Source organism: Oscillatoria nigro-viridis PCC 7112, assembly GCF_000317475.1.
Taxonomy (GTDB): domain Bacteria; phylum Cyanobacteriota; class Cyanobacteriia; order Cyanobacteriales; family Microcoleaceae; genus Microcoleus; species Microcoleus nigroviridis.
Window position 1 is genome coordinate 524,361 of the sequence record NC_019729.1, and the last position, 19,249, is coordinate 543,609.

A 19,249-nucleotide genomic window follows, 5' to 3' on the forward strand; every position below is an offset into this window, starting at 1 on the left:
CGCCCCGCGTTACTTTAGGCAATTCCGCCGTTAACGCGGATATTTTGTCCGGTAATCCATCGGGCTTGTTCGCTGCACAAAAAAGCCGTCACATCGGCAATATCTTCAGCTTTTCCGAGTCTTCCCAAAGCAGTAATTTGGGTAAATCTTTGTATTTGTTCGGCGGTTTTGCCGACAGTGAAGAGTTCTGTATCTGTTGGGCCAGGAGAAATTAAATTGACTGTAATTTGGCGATCGCCCAATTCCTTAGCCAGCGATCGAGTTAGCTGTTCCACCGCGCCTTTTGTCGCCACATAAGCCCCGTAAGTTGGCAGTAGCATCGCCGTTGTCGAACTGGAAAAATTGACAATTCTTCCTCCGTCTGCCATGCGTTTAGCAGCTTCTTGACAAGCAAAAAACGTGCCTTTGACGTTAATGGCAAAAAGATTATCAAACTCTGCTTCGGTAACTTCCGCTACAGGTTTGTAAAGAATTACTCCGGCATTATTGACTAAAATATCGATTTGTGAATAGGTTTCGATAGTGCGATCGAACAAATCGCGAATTTCTGCGGTTTTGCTGACATCGGCTTGGACGGCTAATGCTTTGCCGCCTGCTGCTTCAATCGCTGACACAACATCTTTAGCCTGCTCTGCGCCTCTGGCGTAGTTGACGACAACCGATGCCCCTTCTTGGGATAATCGGAGGGCGATCGCGCGTCCAATTCCCCGCGATGCACCCGTCACAATTGCCACTTTTCCTGCTAGTGATGGCATGACATTTCCTCTGCAATTAGCGTTGATGCTGGTTCAAAATAATCATACTATTTTTTTCGGCATTCCGGTACAGAAACAACTTTAAAATCTTAAATAGTCAGAAGATTTTGAGAAATCGCGGTGGCTAACTAACAGTTGTGGTAAAGTAGTGTCGGCTGTTAAAGTAAAATGTATGACCGCAAATTCCGAGTTAGCAGAGCAGTATTTGTCAGCGGGCGATCGCCTTCAGAAATCAGGAAAGCTTGAGGAGGCGATCGCTCAATATCAAAAATTACTAGCCATAAAAACCGATGAGGCTGTTGCACTCAACAAGATAGCTGAAATTTATTATACGCAACAGAAATATGTAGAGGCGATCGCCTCCTGTTACCAAGCACTTCGCCAGCAACCCAATTTCGCCGCCGCCTACAAAACTCTAGGCAATATCCTGCAAGCCCAAGGCAAAATAGACGCGGCAATTCGCGCCTACTCCAAGGCGATCGAATTCGACCCTAATTTGGTCGAAGCCTATGTTAATTTGGGCAGTATGTTTTACAAACAAGGCCTGCTCGATGACGCCATAACCTACTATCAAAAATCTATTGCTCTTCAACCAGATTTAGCAGTCGCTTATTGGAATTTAGGCAAAACTTTAGAAGAGCAAGGTCGAATCAATGAAGGTTTATTTTATCAAAAAAAAGCTCTCAATTTACAGCCGGAGCTAGAAGCGAGAAGCAATTCAGTAAAAAATAACACTTACTGAAGAGGAATGTTATAGTCGGAATAATTCAATCATTAACTATGCAAGCTGGATCGAAATGGAAATTAACCAGAATCCGCTCGAATTGCTAACGGCTAAAGTACGAGAAACTGTTGCCGACACCCAAAACTTAGCCAACGAAATCGCTGCTAAGGTTGAGAAAAGTGCAACTGGATTAACGGCGTGGGTACAATCAGCGCCAAGTTCAATGGTTAGTGCCGGGGCGATCGCCACTCAAGAAGCTTTTAAAATAGCACATAACATCCGTTTTGAGAACCTGCCAAGAAATCTGCAATTGAAATTTGCTAGGGCTGGGGTGCGTGACGGAATCCGAGATGTTCAAGAAGCAGCAAAAGTCTTTGAATCCATACCCGCCCAAATTCGCGCCCAAGGCCCAGAAGCAATTCGCAACTTCTGTCAAGATAAAGATTGGAGTCACATCCAAGCGCACGTCAATGGAGGCGGAAGCGAAGCTGCTAACGGGATTTTTGAATATTTTTGGGTGAATCGTGCTCGCGGTGGTGCAGACATGACTGCTGCAGAATTAGCAGTCGCTAAGCAAGTTTTAGCGGATGCAGCGTTTAAAGCAGCAGTTGCGGAAATCGTTGGCGCTGCAATGAAAGGGGCGATCGCCGCAGCAGTAATTGAGTTAGTATTTTCGATATTAGAAAACTCTTTGTTGTGCGTGGAAGGCAAAATTACCCAGTCAGAGTTAGTGGAACAAGTCGCCACCGCCACCGCCAAAGCTGGTATTGCTGGCGGTGTTATTACTGGCATTCTGTTAACACTGTGCATGATATTTCCCCCCATTGCCGCGCTTTTAGGTGCCGCAGCGATGCCCTTAGCGGTTGCAGGTATTGGTTTTATGGGAATTCGCGCCTGGGAAATCTTTTGTCACGGCGATCGACTATTTGGTATTACTGAACAAACACAAAAATTTCTGGGGCTGACTGAAGCGCCAAATTAAACAGTTGACTGTTGACTGTTATGATACCCGAATCAAACCGTTTAGGAAGCGCGGATTTAAGACTCTATTCATGATAGTTATTTATGTCCGCGCTTTTGGGTGGTGCTTGCTTGTAGCAACATTTTCAGATGATTGGGAAACATAAATAGTATGGATTCAGTAGAAAAAACTCAAGATCAGCAGCATCCGCAATACAAGCGCGATCGAGCCAGTGTCGATAGTTTATTAGCAGGAGAAGCAACCGACTACAATTTATCAGAATTAGCAAGATTAATAATTCGCTACCGAGGCTTTCCCGGCGCTAGAGATATTCAATCCGACTTAAAAAAAGTCCTGCAAAAATGGAATTATACCGAAGAAAGTCTTTACGAAAAAACCCGTAAAATTCACGCCAAAGGTGAAGTTTACAGGAAACAAAAAAGCGATCAAGAAGATTGGCTTTAATCTCAAATCTACCTTAAACCCACATTCCGCACCCTCAACTGGCACACACGCAGTTGGGGTGCCCCGTCCGAGTCGATCAGTCGGCTCTAGATGAGTAGAAATACTCTCGCCTGCCGTGTCAGGTGATCGAGCAAGCGATCGATTCAGTTGGAAAATGTACGAGCGTGTAAATTAACAACAAAAACCAATTATCCCCCGTGCGACGCGGAGGATAAAAATAGTCTAAACTCAAGTAGCAAACAATTCGCTCGATCGAATGAAACCCGTGCATCAAGCAACTGAACTCGCCGTCTCTAACCTCGACCATCTTGGTTTAATAGCAGGTCTAGTTGATGAAATAGAAATTGTCCAAAAAATCAATGAGTTAGTAGGGGAACAACCGGGTGAGATTGTCAGTCCAGGTCTAGCAGTCAAAGCAATGATTATCAATGGGTTAGGGCTTGTTTCCGCTCCATTATACTTATTTCCTAAATTTTTTGAAGGCAAAGCGCTCGAACATTTAATGGGTGAAGGTATTCAAGCATCACACCTGAATGAATACCGTTTAGGTAGAGTATTAGACAAGCTATATTTAGCAGGCAGCAGCCAAATATTTACAACTATTGCCGCTTCAGCAGCTCAAAAATTTGAGCTCGATACAGAGACATCCCATTTAGATTCAACTTCCTTTCACCTGCATGGCAAATACGAATCCGAGCTACCATCTGTATCTGTTATCGAGCCAGAAACGGCGCTAGATAGCGAAGATAGCGAAGATAGCGAGTCAATAAACCCGTGTCATCTGCCGTGCCAATTAAGATTACCTACGGCTACTCCCGCGATCGCAGACCCGACTTAAAACAATTCATTTTAGATTTAATTTGTAGTAGCGATGGAGATGTACCGCTATTTTACGGGTGGGTTCGGGAAATGAATCAGATCGAGCCATATTCGCATCAATTTGTCAGGAGTTTAAACAACAGTTAAACCTTGACAGTTTAATGGTTGCAGATAGTGCATTATATTCAGCTCCTAACTTAGAAATGTTAACCAATTTAAGATGGTTAACCCGCGTACCGTTGAGTATCAAGCAAGCGCAGCAACTGGTATCTCAGTTAAATGAAGCAGAATTTACCCCCAGTTCTGTGAGTGGATATAGCTGGTCAGAACACAAAAGTAATTATGGTGGAATTGAACAAAGATGGCTAGTAGTAGAGAGCAGTTTGCGACGCGATTCAGACCGAACAAAAACTCGAAAAAAAACTCAAAAAAGCCCAGGCTGAAGCTGAGAATAAACTGCAAGAACTCTCAAAAATTGAATTTGCTTGTGCCGCCGACGCTGCCGCCGCAGCTCATCGCTTATCCAAACAACTAAAATTTTACAATATCACCCAAGTTAGTAGCAAAGAAATTACAGTAAAGACTAATACTAACGATCCAAATGCTCGCGAGAAATCCAGCTCGAAACAGAGATTTAAAGTTCAAGCAAAACTGGAACCAGATACAGGTGCGATCGCCAAAGAAACCAAAGCCTGTGGCAGGTTTATTCTCGCCACTAATGTGCTGGAAACTCAGCAATTAGAGCCTGACGATATGATTGTGAAATACAAAGAACAGCAGTCAGCAGAAAGAGGGTTTGGGTTCTTGAAAGATCCGCTGTTTTTACGGACAGTGTATTTCTCAAGTCGCCGGAAAGAATCGAAGCTTTGGCATTGGTAATGGGTTTGTGTTTGTTAGTCTATACTTTAGGTCAAAGGTTACTGCGTCACAGTTTGCAACGCACTAATTCCCAATTGAAAAATCAGTTGGGCAAACAAACTAATCGACCGACGCTCCGTTGGATTTGCCAGATATTTCAATCAATTCATCTGGTGAGCCTACAAGGGATTCAACAAATTTCTAATTTAACAGCCGAGCGAATGGCTATATTGAACTTGCTGCCGCTCTCCTGTAAGTCTTATTATTTATTAATCTGAGATCGAGCAGTTTGTTTGATGAGCAAAACTGACAGAAATTTCATAAATATTTGATTCAGTAGTGATGTGTAATTATCAGGCTGCTGGAAATATCTGCTGTCGATTAATAGTTAATTATGACGGATGAAGGTGTTGTTAGATATCGAGAATCTAGGATTTGCCCGAAAGCAGTTAATTTTCAACTTGCCCCAACAGGTCGATGCGATTGTGACCCAACAGGTCGCGGGTATTTTTGATTATTATCTCGGACGAGAGACTCGGACGGAGCACCCCAACTGCGTGTGTGCCAGTTGAGGGTGCGGAATGTGGGCTTAAATACCTCCTTTATCTCTTACGTGAGAAAGGGTATATTACGAAAGCTTAGAAGTGAACTAGCGGTCGAAATTAATGAGGAATTTTGGGCCTCGGAGCCGGTGCACCTCGCAGCATTCCTTCTGTACTGAGGTCTTCATCAATTTCTTCCCAGTGAATGCCATAGCCTCCTCCACATACTTCCCATTTTTCCCTTTGCTCGGGCGTTGCATGAAACAATCTTGGATACCAAATTAAAGGCACGGTAATGATTCGTCCATCCATCAAATCAACACTAATGGTTTCTTCTGTAAAATGAATGTGCTTAACTCTCTCGTCCGCTCGAATCGCCAAAATACCCATACCAAGCCTCCAATAGCGTTTGTTTATTTTCTTGTACTACAGACTGTATTTTACGAAGTTCTTTAGCACTAAAACCAAGGTTGTTTCCTAAACTAACTGGCTCCCACCAAAATTTAACCGATGATTTGTCTCTGTCAATATGAACATGAGGTGGTTCATTTGGTTCATGGCTGTAAAAGTAAAGTCGGTAAGGGCCTATTCGTAAAATAGTTGGCATAATTCCAGTTTATACAATATTGCAATGCGAATATCTGTATTTGGTCTTCTTTTATTCTTCTTCCATGACACGGGTGGTGTAAAATCAACTGGTTCCTAGGAAGAGCCTAGGAACCGATATCCAGAGAAAGAGCCTTGCTTAGGGGAGAAAAACAGGAGGCAGATCCGGAGGATCTGCCTCCCCAGGCAAAAGCCTGGGAACCAGCAACAGTTAACAGTCAACCGTCAACTGTTAACTATTTTCAAACCATCTCTGGCGAAACTTGCATTGCCGGCTGCGGCTGGAATTGGAACAGCGAATAAACCACATTGCGGCGGATATCCGTCATCATGTCCAAAAACAGCTCGTAACCTTCAGTTTTGTACTCGATCAGCGGGTCTTTCTGCCCGTAACCGCGCAGCCCTACAGACTCGCGCAAAGCATCCATTTGTTGCAAGTGTTCCCGCCACAAAGTATCAATTTGCTGCAAAATAAAGAACCGTTCCGCATCTCGCATCAATTCAGCTCGGATTGCATTAACTTCAGCTTCTTTAATGTCGTAAGCATTGCGGACTTGTTCGTGCAGGAATGTTTTAATTTCCTCAACGGACAAATCTTCTAGCTGATCCGGTGTCATGTCAGCGAGCAGATAAACAAATTCCTTCACCTTGCTCACAAGTTTGTCGAGCTCCCATTCTTCCGAAGGTAAATCGGGATTGATGTATGCTCCCACGATGTCGTCCATCGTCTGTTCGGCATACTTAATTACCTGTTCCTTGGAGTCCAAACCTTCCAATACTCGGCGGCGTTCCGCATAGATTGCTCGACGCTGATTGTTCATCACTTCGTCGTATTCAAATACCTGCTTGCGGATATCGTAATAGTAGGTTTCGACTTTTTTCTGAGCGCCTTCGAGGGAACGAGTCAGCATTCCAGATTCGATCGGCATATCTTCCTCGACACCGAAAGCCTTCATCAAACCGGCCACCCGTTCGCCGCCGAAAATCCTGAGCAAATTGTCTTCCAAACTCAAGAAAAACCGCGTAGAACCCGGGTCTCCTTGGCGTCCCGCCCGGCCGCGCAACTGATTGTCGATCCGGCGCGATTCGTGGCGTTCTGTACCGATGACGTGCAAGCCTCCCAACTGCACGACTTCATCGTGTTCGGTGCTGGTAAAAGCATCGTATTCGTGGCGAATTTGCTTGTAAGCTTCCCGCAACTTTTGAATTACTGGGTCTTTTGTCGGCGCTTTTTCTGAAGCCACAGCAATCTTATCATCGGCTTGCAATTCCGAAAGCGATCGCTCGCCGTACTCTCTGACAGCCAACTCCACCGCCGCCTTCAGCATTTGCTCGGTTTCCTTCGATATCTGCGTCGGGAAAATCTGCGCCGAAGCTTTCCAAGACTTTACCTTTTTCGCAGTCTGACCAAAACCTTGAGCCGCGGGGCGCCCACCAATACCGGGCACTTGCACCACCGAAAACCCTTCTTCATCTTCGGGTTGCACGATTCGGGGCATAAAATACTCCCGCAACTTCAGGCGCGCCATGTACTCAGAATTACCGCCCAAAATAATATCTGTACCGCGTCCCGCCATGTTTGTGGCGATCGTCACAGCGCCTTTGCGTCCGGCTTGAGCGATAATTTCTGATTCCCGCTCCACATTTTCCGGTTTAGCATTGAGCAAATTGTGAGGAATTTTCCTCTCCTGCAGCAGCCGCGACAGCAACTCCGACTTTTCCACGCTTGTAGTACCCACCAGCACCGGCCGACCGATATCGTGCATTTCCGCGCATTCTTGGGCGATCGCATTCCACTTCCCGGCCTCCGCCTTGTAAACCATATCGGAAAGGTCAGTGCGGCTGGTAATGCGGTTAGTGGGAATCAGCGTTACTTCCAGATTGTAAATCTTCTCAAACTCCGTCTCCTCAGTCTTCGCCGTCCCAGTCATCCCCGACAGCTTGGGATAAAGCAAAAAGAAATTCTGATAGGTAATCGTCGCCAGCGTCTGAGTTTCCGGCTGAATTTCCGCCCGTTCCTTGGCTTCGATCGCCTGGTGCAAACCGTCACTCCAGCGCCGTCCCGGCATCACCCGACCGGTAAACTCATCCACAATCACGACTTCGCGATCGGGAGTGACGATGTAGTTAATATCCTTAATAAACAATTCCTTCGCCTTAATCGCATTAAAAATGTAATGCGCCCAAGGGTCAGCCGGGTCGTACAAATCCGTAACACCCAACAACCGCTCAGCTTCCGCAAACCCTTCATCGGTCAGTAGCACATTCCGAGCCTTTTCGTCAACCTCGTAATGTTCTTCATTTTCCTTTCTCAGAGCAGCAGCTACCTCAGCCGCCCGGATATACTTCTCGCTGGGACGTTCCACTTGGCCGGAAATAATTAAAGGCGTCCGTGCTTCATCAATCAGCACCGAGTCAACCTCGTCAATCACGCAGAAATTAAAAGGACGCTGCACTACATCTTCCATGACAGTAGCCATGTTGTCGCGCAAATAATCAAAGCCGACCTCGCTGTTAGTGGCGTAGGTAATATCGCAGTTATAATTTTTCTTGCGTTCCACCTGATCCATGCCCTGCTGAATCAGTCCCACAGTCAATCCCAGGAAGCGGTGCACTTGTCCCATCCATTCCGCGTCCCGCCTTGCCAGATAATCGTTAACGGTGATGATGTGTACGCCTTTACCGTTGAGGGCGTTGAGGTAAGCCGGCAGCGTCGCCACGAGAGTTTTGCCCTCACCTGTTTTCATTTCGGCGATTTGACCTTTGTGCAGGATAATCCCCCCGAGGATTTGGACATCAAAGTGGCGCATTCCTAAAACCCGTTGTCCCGCTTCCCGCACGACTGCAAAAGCCTCCGGCAAGATTTCGTCTAGGATCTCTTTCTCTTCGTTGAGAGATCTAGCTTTTGCCAGACGTTCTTGAAACTCCGCCGTTTTGCCTCTGAGGCCGTCGTCTGAGAGTGCGCGGATGTCTTCTTCCAAAATATTGATATCAGCTACCCAAGGCTGAAATTTCTTAAGCTTACGTGCGTTGGGGTCGCCGAGCAGATTTTTAAACATGGCAGGAGAGGCAGATTTTTAATAATTAGCTTTAGTTTGCAGCATTAGGGGCTGTAGTTTTAGCCACAACATTTACCTTTCCCGATTGTAGCAACCATTGGCTATCCTGGGCCGTCGCTGGGGTCGATCGACCGATTTGGGATTTTCGATTGGGGATTTTCGATTGAAGTTGGTGAAGGTGGGTAGCGATCGCCACTCAGGTATCGGTGCTTATTGACAATTGCAGAGCATAACAGGCAAGATACCTGTTCCACAAGAGATTAATGTTTTTGTTGCATTAATTTCAGCAACAGGCAAGATGCCTGTTCCACAAGAGATTAATTTAATGTTTTTGTGGGGTGGGCCCTCCTAGCCCGCCCCGATCGCCCTTATTGAAAAAGCTGTCACATCTCAGGTCAGATAAACCCTAGTTTGAAACAGGCCTGGGCACTTCGTAAGTCAAAAAGTCATAGGCCATTTTCGTATTCGGAAAAATTGCCTGGGCTTCCTCGAGCAAATCATCCAGGACGATCGCATTTCCCGGAGCGTAACGCGGGCTAAAATGCGTCATAATTAACTGTTTCGCCCCAGCGGTCAAAGCCACTTGAGCTGCCATTGTCGAAGTTGAATGCAGGCGATCGAAAGCCATTTGAGCATCTTGATGAGCAAAAGTAGCTTCATGAACCAACAAATCAGCGTCCTTCGCTAATTGCACGGCCCCGTCACAAAAAACCGTGTCAGTACAATACACAAACTTGCGCCCGATTTGATCCGGGCCGCAAAAATCAGTACCTTTAAACTGTCGCCCGTCCGATAACTTGACTGTCTTTCCTTGTTTTAATTGACCGTAAAGCGGCCCGGAAGGAATACCCACAGCCTTCGCTTTTTCTACGTCAAAATGTCCCGGACGGTCTTTCTCAGTTACTCGATAACCAAAAGCAGTAACTCGGTGCTTCAAAGGGCCGCAACTAACAATATATTCGTCATCTTCATAGATGACTCCCTCGTGAATTTTGTGTACCTTAACCGGGTAAGAAAAATGAGTTTGAGAATAGCGAACGCCAGCTTGCAAATATTCTTCAAGTCCCGGAGGCCCGTAAATATCGATGCGCTTGACATTCCCCGCCAAACCGCAGCTAGCCAGCAAACCCATTAAGCCGAAAATGTGGTCGCCGTGCAGGTGAGTGATGAAAATGCGGCTTAGTTGGCTGACTTTGAGATCGCTGCGGAGAAACTGGTGTTGAGTTCCTTCGCCGCAGTCAAACAGCCAGAGTTCCGCTCGCTGGGGCAAGCGGAGGGCGATGCTGGAAACATTGCGCGATCGCGTGGGGACACCGGAGCTAGTTCCGAGAAATGTAATCTGCAAGAGTCAAATCACCTCAATTAAATCTTAAAAAATATGTTACATATATCCAGAGTGCGACAAATCCGACATATAGGAAATAGTCGCAGGCAGGAACCGGGATAAATCGCTGTTCCTGCGAACATCTAGTTGCTAAAATCATTTTCGACAACGGCACAGAGTGCCAAACCCAATTCTAACGTTTTCTTTCTTTCGTTCCTCTTCCTTTTTACCGAACCCCAGCTTCCCCTTAAAAATTGTCAAACGCATACAGCATAAAAGGAAAATTTTCAAATGCAGTCAGGAGTATTTTTTGCTTCCGTTCTTTCGACATTAAAAAAACGCTACTTTTGGATTTCGCTGTTGTTTTGGCTGGCAATGGTAGCCCCAGCGCAGGCCGCGCTGATCTTGCGAGTGGCGGTACAAGACGGGGCAAGTCAGGTAAAAGTCGGCAGTTCTACTAAGGCTGCAATCCGCGACGGTAGCGGGCGCAATTTGGGCGAACTGCCGGCAAACAGTTCTCAGTCAGCTCAATTTCGATCGGGAACAGTGGCGATCGGTCGCTGGGCCGCCAACCAAGTTTGGATCGAGCCGACGGGAAACGGTTATGTTTGGATTGGCGATCGTTGGTATCGGGGGCGCACGCTTCTAGTTCCCGAAAAAGGAGCCTTGACTGCCGTCAACTACGTCGATATCGAACAATATCTCTACAGCGTTCTCGGCGCCGAAATGAGTAGCAATTGGCCTCAAGAAGCTTTGAAAGCCCAAGCAGTCGCCGCCCGTTCCTACGCTATCCACCAGCGCCTCAAAAGCGAAACCGAGCTTTACGACGTGGACAGCACTCAGTCTTCGCAGGTTTACAAAGGACTGCAAACAGAATCTTCTAGCACTTATTCCGCAGTCGATGCCACCGCCGGTCAAGTTCTTGCCTACAACGGTCAGATTATTTTAGCCGTTTTCCACTCTGCCTCTGGGGGACATACTGAAAATGTCGAGGATGTTTGGACGGAACCTCTGCCTTACCTGCGTGCTGTTCCTGACTTCGACCAAGGGGCGCCAGTTTACCAATGGAAAGAAAATTTTTCTCGGGCTCAAATCAGCAGTAAGATTTCTGGCGTGGGCAATGTGATCTCGATGAAGCCAGAACGGACTACCGCTTACGGCAGCGTTTTGAGGATGAAAGTAGTCGGAGATGGCGGTTCTAGGGTCATGACAGGCGCAGATTTACGCCGGGTTTTAAATTTGAGGAGTACGCGGTTTACCGTGATTCCTCAGTATGGGGGTGGTGGGAACCCAAGAAACAGCGGCCAAGCTCCTATCGGTTTTCAAGTTGCTGGCAAAGGTTTCGGTCATGCTGTAGGAATGAGTCAGTGGGGGGCCTACAATTTGGCCAGACAGGGATACGGCTACCAGCAGATTTTGTTGCACTATTACCGAGGTGCTACTTTGGCTAGAATTGCAGTGCAGTAACTGCTGGGAATGGAGAAGAAAGAAGGAAGTTCGGCAACGGATTCGCTTTCGTGGTATGTAACTGATGTTAGGGGGAAGGAAGAAGGAAGAAGGGGGAAGGAAGAAGGAAGAAGGAAGAAGGGAAAAACAGCTATTCCTGTATCCGTGGCTTCGGTGTCCTGAATACAGGGAATGGGGAATAGGGAACCTGTACGGCCCTTCGACTTCGCTCAGGAACCGCGTAGTGGAAGGCCAGGAACCCCGTAGCCGAAGGATTGAAAATTGGAAATTGGAAATTGGGAATGACTAATGACTAATGACTAATGACCGATCGCTAACTACATTAAGGATTGCTATGCAAAAGTGGGAGTATTTATTTGTGGATGCGAATATGTATCCTTTTGGAAACAAGCTGATTAGTTTATATGTAAACGGTGAAGAACAGCGAGATTGGAAACAAGGCTCGCTGCATCTATTTGTCAATCATTTGGGCGAGGAGGGATGGGAACTTGTGGCTCTAGATCACGACTCCAAGTATGACCAAAATTGTTTGATTTTTAAACGCCCTAAGCTTATTTAATAAAAGTCGGAGTATAAAAACTTCTGACATCAATAAATATTGATATTTTCCACAATTATTAGCAACGAGCTGAAAGCCCGTTCCCCAACAAAGATATTTTATTGTGGAACAAGCATTTTGCCTATTCTTAAAAAGGTTGCCAGATTTTATTGCAACCTAACTTAACAACAAACAACTGTTTTTTTCATTAGTATTACAAGTTTTCCGAGCGATCGATCCTGCGCTGCCATTCGGCATCTATTTTTGCTGACTGTTCTAGTTCTTGTTGGGTTAATTCGGTTTCTGTTGTATAAGCTAAGTCTTCTCCAGTCAGAACGTTTTCTGCTGCAAATTCCCGGGCGTAGGCCAGTTTTTTGAGCAAGTTGGCATCGGGTTCGTTTAATAACATTGCTCGCTTTTGGCGCTTTTGATTGCGGGATTCTATCCGACTATTTTTCCACTGAATCCAGAAGTAGCGAATTAAAGGAATTGCGAGAAATCCGACGCCATAAATCAGGAGGATTGGATAAATAGCGCTGACGAAACCAATAAATCCACCTGCGATCGCACTATTGCTTAATAGATTCCCTAAAACTAACGCACCGACAATATTGACGGCTCCTAACCCTGCTGCGAGCATGATTTGTCCTGAACTGGCGTTGCTGAAACGCCACAGCATTTCTCGCAAATAAGCTGCTACTGGTTCAGAATTTCTCTCGGTGGCTGTGGTTTGCAATTGCGGAAAGTGGTAAACTATTTGCCCTTCGGGACTGACTTCGGGGCGGCCGTCAAAACGGGCGAGGGCTGGTAACATATATTGTTCGTATTCTCGGCTGTATCCCTGTCCGAGATTGTCGAGATAGGGGGCAATTTGTTCGGCGGCGACTGCGCCTCGATTGTTGCGAATTGCCGTGGCAATATCGCTCCATTTACGCTCTTCTAGATTGTGATTGGGATTGCCATCTCCAAAGAGAAAGGAGAAAACTGCTTCCAGAAAACTCATCTGGGGTTTTTGGTCAGTTAAGCGCGATCGCTGCTGGTAGTATGGTTCGTCATGGTTCCAGTAAAATATCCAGATTAAGTCGTTCCAGAAGTAGGGAAAAAAGGAAAAGCCGCCGCCTCTGCCGCCCCCGCCGCCACCGTCTCCTCCTCCTCCTCCTCCGTTATTGCTGTCGCCGCTGGAGAGTAAAATCGTGATAGCAACAAAAATTAAGAGGATAGAAGCTACCAGCACTATGCCGAAAGATATCCGAATCAGATAAAATAGAACACGCCAGATTTTTTGCCACCATTCCTGCAACTGCAAGCGCAAGAATTTGTTTCGCAAAATATCTCGAAAGTTTTTGGGAAATAGGTAGGCAATGTCGCCGGATTCTGCTACTTGCAGGTTGCCGCCTGCTTCGGAGGCGAGGGTTAACAGTTCTCGTTGGGCAAAATTGACATCTAATCCAGCTTTTGCCGCCACGTCTCCAACCGTAACGCGGTAGCCAAGTTGTTCGACGGCTTGCATAATGGTGGGATTCGGAGCCATAGGTTTCTCTCTGTGAAAATTACCCGGTTATTTTTATTATATATTGCGGGAATTGGAGCGGGTTTTGGCGATCGCGTTTCTGATTTTTTTGCTGCCCTTGACTTTGGGGCCAAATATTGCTAGTGTTTTGCCGAATAACTTTTAAGTGTTGCCTGAACCCGGATAGCTTAATAAAACTTTGCGATTGAATTTCTCTTCGGCAGGCTATTTGCGGGTTTGCTCTGAGGGTCAAGAAGGGGGGATTATGGGTACAGTTAGTAGGGTAGGGCCCGCGATCGCCCGTTGGCGTTAGCTTTCTCGATCCGAAGGCAAGCCCTAGAACAGGATCGCCCCTGCACTCTAAAGCAAAACTTTTCCCTTCGGCGCGGGTTTTTGTAAGTTTTGTGTAGAGTGCCAGAGATATGTTAAAGAAATCTAGTTTTTTTGCAAGTCTTGCAAGAGTTCTATAAAATAGATAGAGCTTGCGCGGGTGTTAAACCCAAGGGCGTGTTTTAAGGTTCGCAGTTGCGATCGACTAAAATTTTTAGCGCCCTCAACACAACGGCCCACTACAACAGTGGCGCAATTATTAATAGCAAAACTTTACAGGCTAATTTTTCTGATTGGCCGCTAACCAAAGAATCGCATATGCCAAGAACTCAACGCAACGATAACTTTATTGACAAAAGTTTCACGGTAATGGCTGATATCATCCTCAAGATTATGCCGGCCAAAAAGCAGGCGAAGGAAGCTTTTGCTTATTACCGGGATGGTATGTCAGCTCAAGCAGATGGCGAATATGCTGAAGCGCTCGACAATTATCATGAAGCGCTGAAGTTGGAGGAAGATCCTTACGATCGCAGTTATGTCTTGTACAATATGGGCCTGATCCATACTAGCAACGGCGAACACGATAAAGCTTTGGAGTATTACAGCGAGGCCCTGGAACTCAATCCGAGAATGCCGCAAGCGCTGAATAATATTGCTGTGATTTATCACTATCAAGGCGAAAAGGAAAAGGAAGCAGGCAATATTGAAGCGGCTGAAGGGCTGTTTGATAAAGCTGCGGATTATTGGAAAGAGGCTATTCGATTGGCCCCGAACAATTACATTGAGGTACAAAATTGGCTGAAGACGACAGGTCGATCGCAGATTGATGTGTATTTTTAACTATGATGGGAATCGGGCATGGGGCATGGGGCATGGGGCATAGTTAGTAGTTAATAGTTGGTAGTTAGTCGTTTCTATAATCACAAATAACCAATTTTTAATTACCACTTCCCTATCCCCAATTCCCAATGCCCAATGCCCCATTCTCCATTCCCCATTCCCCATTCCCCATTCCCGATTTTTATGATTGACAGAGAAGAAGTTCGGAAAGTAGCGAATTTAGCGAGATTGGAATTAACGCCGGAAGAAGAAGAGCAGTTTACCGGTCAACTCAACGGTATTTTGGATTATTTCGAGCAGTTGAGCGAACTAGATACGAGTAAGGTGCAGCCGACAACGCGGGCGATCGATGTTAGTAATGTAATGCGATCGGACGATTTGCAACCTTTTCCCAAGCGAGAAAGTATTTTGGAGGGATCTCCCGATCGCGATGGGGAGTTTTTTAAAGTGCCTAAGATTATGTAGAGTTCCCGCTACTCACCTAACTGAGGAAAATCTATGCAGCGGCGGGCTAGCAATGCCTACCCCAAAAGCAGATTAAATTAACTGTCGAACAGGTAATAAGTAAGCCCGGTAGAATCCACTCCACAAGCCGATTAAACTGATAGAAACCCAACACAATCTCGCTCATAGGGATAAGTCTGTAGCGTTCATTCTTGGGGTAAAAAATAGTCATGTACGTATTAATTGGTGGAGCAGGAATGACGGGGCTGGGTTTAGCCCAGCAGCTCTTAAAAGTCGGTCATACGGTTGCCATCATCGATGCCGACCCGCTTGCCTGTCGCTTTGCTCGTGAAAAAATCGGAGTGATGGCATTTGAAGGCAGTGCGGTGAGTACAGCGGTTCTTCTGGAAGCGGGAATTAAACAAGCAAACGCAGTCGTTGCAGCACTCAGGGATGATGCACTCAATTTAGCGCTGATTACCCTATCCAGGAGCTATGGCCTTTCCCATATTGTGGTGCGAATGCGCGATCGCGAATTCATGGAAGCGTATCGACTTGCCGGAGCCAGTCACATCATCAGCACTATTGATTTGGCAGTTGCATCAATGGCGAATGCGATTGAATATCCCCAAATCGAGTCGATGATGCACTTTGAACACGGGCAAGTCGAGGTACTAAAGCTGCCAGTTCCAGGCGATTGCAAGGTCGCAGGTCGCACCGTTGCTCAAATTGCTCAAGACCCCCGCTTTCCTACAGGTTCGCTGATTATTGGTTATCAATGCCATGCCTGCGCCAATCTGGAGATTCCGAACGGCAATACTGTTCTTGAATCAGGCTCTACCATTCTCGTTGTTACTCGTCCAGAGCTAGTTCACCAGATGATTGATTACCTCGGCATTCGCGCTAGTCATCTGCCAACCTTAGAAGTTTCTCATCCAAATCTTTGATGTAAGGCTCAACCAGATCCTCTGGAACAATTCGCTTGCGGAGGGCATCGCTAACGGCTCCTTTTTCTGCTAGGAGCAATCGCCGTCGAATCGTATCTAACCCGCTGCGATCGCCCTGTGGTTGCCCGGCCCGATGTTGATTGTAGAGATCGCGCAGCACTCGCTCAGACTGTGCTACTCGTGCTTGATACGATGCCCATAACTCCTCGTAAACTGCCTTCGGCAACACGCCAGATTTCAGCAAACTATCTAGCTCATCTTGAGCCGCTTTGGAAGCGATCAACTGAATCTGTAACTGCCCAGCTTCCTGCATTACATCAGAAACACGGCTGATTTGTAACCGTTTTACCATCCACGGCAAACTTAATCCCTGTCCTACCAGGGAGAATAAAACTGCACCGAAAACCAGCGCAATGATGTTATCTCGTCCTGTCAATCCCAGAGGAATACTCAGCGCCAGTGCCATCGAGAGTGAGCCTTTAATGTTTCCCAGAAACAGAATGTGCTGCCAGCGCAGGGGAATCGGACGATCGAACCACCGCAGCCCCGCTAACAACAGATAGACCGAGAGAATCCGTCCCAGTTGATACGCCAAAATGACGAACAGGATGGATGGCAAAATTCTCCACAGCGTCAGCGGGTTAATCTCAATGCCGATCAGCAGAAAAATAAATGTATTGACCCCAAAACCAGCGTACTCCCAGAAGCTCAGTAGCGTAATTCGATCCGAGGCTGAGGTACTGCGAGAAAGCCCCAGATTGCCAAAAATGAGTCCGGCGATAACCACAGCCACCGCACCGGATACCCCAAAAAATTGCCCGATCTGGAATGTTCCTAACGCCAGCGCAACGGTCAGCAAGAGACTACTCAACGGGTCATTTAATCGAACAAATATCGGCAGACTCAAGTAACCTAAGATGACACCCACGAGTCCCCCACCCAAGGCAACCACCAGCAGTTCTTTAAGTCCTCCCACGACGGTAAGAGAACCTGTAGCATAAACGACTAGAATCAAATTGAATGAAACCAGCGCAGCCGCATCATTGAACAGCGTTTCTCCTTCCACGATGGTGGATAGCCGGGAAGGCACGCGGATCTCCTTAAAGACCGCGATCATTGAGACTGTATCAGTGTTTGCCAGAATGACTCCGATCAGCAACGCTGGAATCCAGTCTAGCCCCAGCCCAAATTTAACCAGAACAGCGATAATTGCTGAGGAAAAGATCGAGCCTGGACCCGCCAGCAGGGCGATCGGCTTAAAGGTGCTGCGGAGACGGCTGATATCAGTATTGATAGCTGCTTCAAAAATCAGAATTGGTAGGAAAAGATTTAATACTAAAGAGGGGTCTAAACCAATTCGACGCGACAATACCTCCGTAATGGGCAAGCCTGCTAACACTAAGCCCGTCACATAGGGAATTCGCAACTGTTGGGTTACGAGTGCCACAACAGTTGCAATCAGCAGCAGAACGATCGAGATGATGACCAATTCAGGAATGCCTCCTGCCGTTGGGCTATTGGTAGCAGGATTGCTGCCCAAGGGAGGTGCTTGCGCTACAATCGACTCGATCGCCGATACTCCTCTCATACACTCGTTTTCCTCAAATAAATTGACAGATTAACTACGGTTTTAGTCTACAGGAGACGGTTGACTGTGCTGTAGACGCAACTGCAATTCATGTGGTGTATTTGGATGAATGCTGATGAAGCTGAAACAAGATTTTTGGGTTGGTTGGGCGATCCGGGCGATCGTCATTACCTCTTGTTGGGGCCACACTACCTGACAAAGACAACAATCTGATATCGCTGCGATCGTCATTACCTCCTGTTGAGCCCAAACTGCCTTACCAAAAAATTGGGTCTAAAGCCCGTTCCTTCTAGGACGACTTTTTATTCTTGGTCGTGATAATATTGTAATGTGGCTAGGGTATTCAACCACATTAAAAACCCAGTCGCCTGAAGGCAACGCACCTTGAAAACTGAAGTTATGGGCTTGGGCGCAGAAAAGCTTGCGCGGGTAAAAACTTCGAGCAACAAGTACCAGAGAAACCAGTATTTTGGGTTTTGAATTGTACCGTGGGGCACACGGGAACAAGACTCTGCAATGAGTCGAAAGCTTGAGGACAGAACCATCTCTGGTAAGTACAGGAAGCTGTACTTATTAAGTGGACTGAATGATACAAGAATCTCTGCCCTTCTAGGGCCCAGAGTTGTCAAAAAAGCAACAATCTGATACTGAGCGTAAAACTTCACACGGGAGCATCTCATATTTGTAAAAACACTTCTTCTGACTCTTTCCTTCTGACTCTTTCCTCCTAGCTCCCAACTCCAATTTCTAGCTTAGCTGCTTTCCTTGAGATGCTCCCTTGTCCTTTCTTACCTTAAATTTAGGTAGCATCACAGACACGCCACGTCAGAATCTCCCAACGTTTAAGGACAGGTTCAGCAATCACGATCTCATTTTCTCTTGCCTCCACGACGATCAAATAATCTCCCTCGTTAAATCTGTTATTGTAAACTCTTGCTTGTTCTTCTGGCACCAACCATCCTTGAAGTGCGCCATAGAGACCGCCAGCAGTTGCAGCAATCCCACTTCCAAAGAAAGTTGCTAAAATGCTTTCTACCGCTACTGCCTGACCGAGACCGGGAATTAGCAGGCTGCTGAGTCCAACAATTAAGGCTAGTGAACCTAGTCGTAGGCTGCCTAAGATCGCGCCTAATTGTGCGCCTGCTGCTCTTGTCATTAAAATTTGCTTCACGCCCAGAGATTCCAAATCATTATTGTCAGAAGGTTTAGCAATCACTGAAATCTTGTGCATGGGGAAGCCTCTGCTTTTTAGCTCAACTAGCGCCTGCTTTGCGTTTCGATGATTAGTAAATAGGCCGCTAGCACGTTTGAGGTTTTGGTAATTCATGAGAAATATTTAATCAACGCTACAAAATTGGTAAATAGTGTTTCAGTTGACAGTTGACAGTTGACAGTTGACAGTTGACCGCAAGAGGACGACCTCTACCTGGAAGTCCGAGGATTGGAGTAATGAATAGTCTTCTTTTAATTTC

17 protein-coding genes and 1 pseudogene are annotated in these 19,249 nt (G+C 46.5%); 9 read left to right on the forward strand and 9 right to left on the reverse strand.

Going from position 1 to position 19,249, the window contains the following annotated elements; all coding sequences use genetic code 11:
* Positions 1–14: 14 nt before the first annotated feature.
* The gene (locus tag OSC7112_RS02335; RefSeq protein ID WP_015174393.1) at positions 15–755 is read right to left on the reverse strand and encodes an SDR family oxidoreductase; all 741 of its coding nucleotides are present in this window, start codon (positions 753–755) and stop codon (positions 15–17) included.
* A gap of 172 nt (positions 756–927) precedes the next feature.
* Between OSC7112_RS02335 and OSC7112_RS02340 the strand changes: the two genes are divergently transcribed.
* The 4 genes and pseudogenes from OSC7112_RS02340 to OSC7112_RS34275 all read left to right on the forward strand — a co-directional run bounded on the left by OSC7112_RS02340 (position 928) and on the right by OSC7112_RS34275 (position 4,860).
* Positions 928–1,497 (forward strand): tetratricopeptide repeat protein, encoded by a 570-nt coding sequence (locus OSC7112_RS02340; protein WP_015174394.1) that lies wholly within the window; start codon positions 928–930, stop codon positions 1,495–1,497.
* Between the two features lie 55 nt (positions 1,498–1,552).
* Entirely contained in the window at positions 1,553–2,461 is a 909-nt protein-coding gene (locus OSC7112_RS02345; protein WP_015174395.1) for a hypothetical protein, read from the forward strand.
* Positions 2,462–2,611: 150 nt separating this feature from the next.
* Positions 2,612–2,905: a DUF3288 family protein gene (locus tag OSC7112_RS02350; protein ID WP_015174396.1), complete on the forward strand. Its 294-nt coding sequence runs from the start codon at positions 2,612–2,614 to the stop codon at positions 2,903–2,905.
* A gap of 265 nt (positions 2,906–3,170) precedes the next feature.
* Positions 3,171–4,860 (forward strand): annotated as a pseudogene (locus OSC7112_RS34275) (IS1634 family transposase).
* A 384-nt stretch (positions 4,861–5,244) separates the two neighbouring features.
* Here OSC7112_RS34275 and OSC7112_RS02365 read toward each other — a convergent pair.
* From OSC7112_RS02365 to OSC7112_RS02375, 4 genes are all read right to left on the reverse strand, one after another.
* Positions 5,245–5,514: a DUF2442 domain-containing protein gene (locus tag OSC7112_RS02365; protein ID WP_015174397.1), complete on the reverse strand. Its 270-nt coding sequence runs from the start codon at positions 5,512–5,514 to the stop codon at positions 5,245–5,247.
* Complete coding sequence (locus tag OSC7112_RS35160; RefSeq protein ID WP_015174398.1) at positions 5,477–5,731, reverse strand: DUF4160 domain-containing protein; 255 nt, start codon at positions 5,729–5,731, stop codon at positions 5,477–5,479. The genes OSC7112_RS02365 and OSC7112_RS35160 overlap by 38 nt, the downstream gene beginning before the upstream one ends.
* Before the next feature lie 241 nt (positions 5,732–5,972).
* Positions 5,973–8,789, reverse strand: coding sequence for a preprotein translocase subunit SecA (gene secA / locus OSC7112_RS02370; protein WP_015174399.1), 2,817 nt, complete (start codon positions 8,787–8,789; stop codon positions 5,973–5,975).
* 406 nt (positions 8,790–9,195) lie between these two features.
* Positions 9,196–10,134: a ribonuclease Z gene (locus tag OSC7112_RS02375; protein ID WP_015174400.1), complete on the reverse strand. Its 939-nt coding sequence runs from the start codon at positions 10,132–10,134 to the stop codon at positions 9,196–9,198.
* 270 nt (positions 10,135–10,404) lie between these two features.
* Between OSC7112_RS02375 and OSC7112_RS02380 the strand changes: the two genes are divergently transcribed.
* Together OSC7112_RS02380 and OSC7112_RS02390 are read left to right on the forward strand one after the other, a co-directional pair.
* A complete protein-coding gene (locus OSC7112_RS02380; protein WP_015174401.1) occupies positions 10,405–11,580 on the forward strand; it encodes a SpoIID/LytB domain-containing protein in 1,176 nt (391 codons plus the stop codon).
* Between the two features lie 295 nt (positions 11,581–11,875).
* A complete protein-coding gene (locus OSC7112_RS02390; RefSeq protein WP_223300742.1) occupies positions 11,876–12,139 on the forward strand; it encodes a hypothetical protein in 264 nt (87 codons plus the stop codon).
* Positions 12,140–12,332: 193 nt separating this feature from the next.
* On the opposite strand, the gene OSC7112_RS02395 is transcribed toward OSC7112_RS02390, so the two are convergent.
* Positions 12,333–13,649: a hypothetical protein gene (locus tag OSC7112_RS02395; protein WP_015174404.1), complete on the reverse strand. Its 1,317-nt coding sequence runs from the start codon at positions 13,647–13,649 to the stop codon at positions 12,333–12,335.
* Positions 13,650–14,276: 627 nt separating this feature from the next.
* Here OSC7112_RS02395 and OSC7112_RS02400 point away from each other — a divergent pair.
* From OSC7112_RS02400 to OSC7112_RS02410, 3 genes are all read left to right on the forward strand, one after another.
* The gene (locus OSC7112_RS02400) at positions 14,277–14,798 is read left to right on the forward strand and encodes a photosystem I assembly protein Ycf3 (protein ID WP_015174405.1); all 522 of its coding nucleotides are present in this window, start codon (positions 14,277–14,279) and stop codon (positions 14,796–14,798) included.
* A gap of 183 nt (positions 14,799–14,981) precedes the next feature.
* Positions 14,982–15,263: an Asp-tRNA(Asn)/Glu-tRNA(Gln) amidotransferase subunit GatC gene (gene gatC, locus OSC7112_RS02405; RefSeq protein WP_015174407.1), complete on the forward strand. Its 282-nt coding sequence runs from the start codon at positions 14,982–14,984 to the stop codon at positions 15,261–15,263.
* 209 nt (positions 15,264–15,472) lie between these two features.
* The gene (locus OSC7112_RS02410) at positions 15,473–16,189 is read left to right on the forward strand and encodes a potassium channel family protein (RefSeq protein ID WP_015174408.1); all 717 of its coding nucleotides are present in this window, start codon (positions 15,473–15,475) and stop codon (positions 16,187–16,189) included.
* Here the strand turns inward: OSC7112_RS02410 and OSC7112_RS02415 are convergent.
* The 3 genes from OSC7112_RS02415 to OSC7112_RS02420 all read right to left on the reverse strand — a co-directional run bounded on the left by OSC7112_RS02415 (position 16,146) and on the right by OSC7112_RS02420 (position 19,104).
* Positions 16,146–17,777 (reverse strand): cation:proton antiporter, encoded by a 1,632-nt coding sequence (locus OSC7112_RS02415; protein ID WP_015174409.1) that lies wholly within the window; start codon positions 17,775–17,777, stop codon positions 16,146–16,148. The genes OSC7112_RS02410 and OSC7112_RS02415 overlap by 44 nt on opposite strands.
* A 42-nt stretch (positions 17,778–17,819) precedes the next feature.
* Entirely contained in the window at positions 17,820–18,008 is a 189-nt protein-coding gene (locus OSC7112_RS37735; RefSeq protein WP_150111475.1) for a hypothetical protein, read from the reverse strand.
* A gap of 568 nt (positions 18,009–18,576) precedes the next feature.
* Positions 18,577–19,104, reverse strand: coding sequence for a hypothetical protein (locus OSC7112_RS02420; protein WP_015174411.1), 528 nt, complete (start codon positions 19,102–19,104; stop codon positions 18,577–18,579).
* Between the last annotated feature and the right edge of the window lie 145 nt (positions 19,105–19,249).